3 protein-coding genes are annotated in these 1,452 nt (G+C 60.4%); 2 read left to right on the forward strand and 1 reads right to left on the reverse strand.

The window, feature by feature from the left end:
- On the forward strand, positions 1 to 191 hold a 191-nt coding region (locus tag HV744_RS36990), incomplete at its 5' end, for a hypothetical protein (RefSeq protein WP_217469226.1).
- 20 nt (positions 192 to 211) lie between these two features.
- On the opposite strand, the gene HV744_RS36535 is transcribed toward HV744_RS36990, so the two are convergent.
- Positions 212 to 349 (reverse strand): DUF3563 family protein, encoded by a 138-nt coding sequence (locus HV744_RS36535; RefSeq protein WP_175154081.1) that lies wholly within the window; start codon positions 347 to 349, stop codon positions 212 to 214.
- Positions 350 to 545: 196 nt separating this feature from the next.
- On the opposite strand from HV744_RS36535, the gene HV744_RS36540 reads away from it, so the two are divergent.
- Positions 546 to 1,448, forward strand: a complete 903-nt coding sequence (locus HV744_RS36540) for a LysR family transcriptional regulator (protein WP_175154080.1) — start codon at positions 546 to 548, stop codon at positions 1,446 to 1,448.
- Positions 1,449 to 1,452: the final 4 nt, after the last annotated feature.

The raw sequence follows: 1,452 nt of genomic DNA on the forward strand, positions 1-1,452 counted from the left end.
AACTGGCCGACCGCTGCCCGACCAGCAAGCGACCAACGCTTCGTCGGCGACGGGGTATGCAAACGGCATATCTCGACCCGTTGCGGACGGCCACAGCCTCATCGCGCGAATGGCAGCATGCGGATTACGACGGACGGGAGATACCGTCGGTGACCACAAAGATTGATGCGGCGTACTCTTTGGTCCTTTGATCGCGGAAGCATTACCTCAGTCAGCAGCAGCTTTCCAGCGAGCGCATGCGCCGTTCGAGCTCGGCAAGGTCTCGCGCGCCCGCAAGGTACTCATCATTGCGGCGTTGTTCTGCACGCTCGAACCAGCGGCCAATCCGTGTGAGAAGGAAGGCAAACATAATAATCTCCAAGAAGTTGCTTACCAGTGACGCAGTTGGCCGGACGCGGCGCTACGCATGTGTCTCACGGCTGTTCTCTGGCGCTGTTCGACGATTCAATCGTAGGCGGCAAATATGCTTACGTATACTTATCGTTTTTTACGCAATACATTAGAATTTTTGTTGAATCAACCTGTTCTTTCGGGAGGCACATACTTTGGAGGTCGGTCGACTGCGGGCGCTCCTGGAGCTGGCGCGGTGCGGCACGATGGCAGCCGCCGCTGAGGCTCTGTCCCTGACGCCCTCTGCGGTGTCACAGCAGATCGCACAACTGGAAGAGGAGGCCGGCGTCAAGCTTACGGAGCGCATCGGCCGCAGGGTCAGGCTTACTCCTGCCGGCCACGCGCTGGTGGGGTACGCCGAGCGGATGATGGTTGTGCTGGACGAGGCTCGCTCGGAAATGGCGGAGCTTCGGCGTGAAATAGCCGGCGAGTTGCGCGTCGCCGCGTTTCCGTCGATCGCTTCGGTTGTACTCCCTGACACGGTCAAGGCGCTGCAGCTCGCGTTTCCGCGCCTGGAGATCGCAATTGAAGAGTTGGAGGCGATTGACGGGGTCGCGGCACTGCGGTCCTGGAGAACGGACGTCGCGTTGATTGACGATCTCTCAATCGTGGCGGGCGATAATCGGGAAAACGTCGCGGTTGTGCCGCTGGCCGAGGATGTCTGGTACGTGACAGTCTCGACTGACCATCCGCTGAGCAAAAAGCCGTCGCTTAGCCTGGCCGATCTCAGGCACGAAACCTGGGCAATCGAATCGAGGGGGGGCCCCTTGGGCAGCTACGTCGCCGATTTATGCCGCCGCGCCGGGTACGAGCCTCGGACCAACGCCATATGCCGTGGATCCGAGATGATCGAAGCGATGGTGGCTTCCGGCTGCTCGGTGTCAATCGTCCCCGGACTCAGGAGGCTACGCTCGCCGCGCGGCGTGGCATGGGTAAGGTTGAGGCCAGAGGTTCGCCGCAAAATCTACGTCGCTTATCGACGCGGCGAGCGCAACCATCCAATGGTCAAAGTGTTCGTCGAGGAAATCGTCCGGACGGCATCGAGTCTCCTCGGTTAGCTGA

Source organism: Paraburkholderia ultramafica (assembly GCF_902859915.1).
Lineage (GTDB): Bacteria > Pseudomonadota > Gammaproteobacteria > Burkholderiales > Burkholderiaceae > Paraburkholderia > Paraburkholderia ultramafica.

Bases quoted from the DNA above. Each gene is read 5' to 3' on its own strand.
- HV744_RS36535 (WP_175154081.1), bottom strand. From the start codon at position 349: ATGTTTGCCTTCCTTCTCACACGGATTGGCCGCTGGTTCGAGCGTGCA.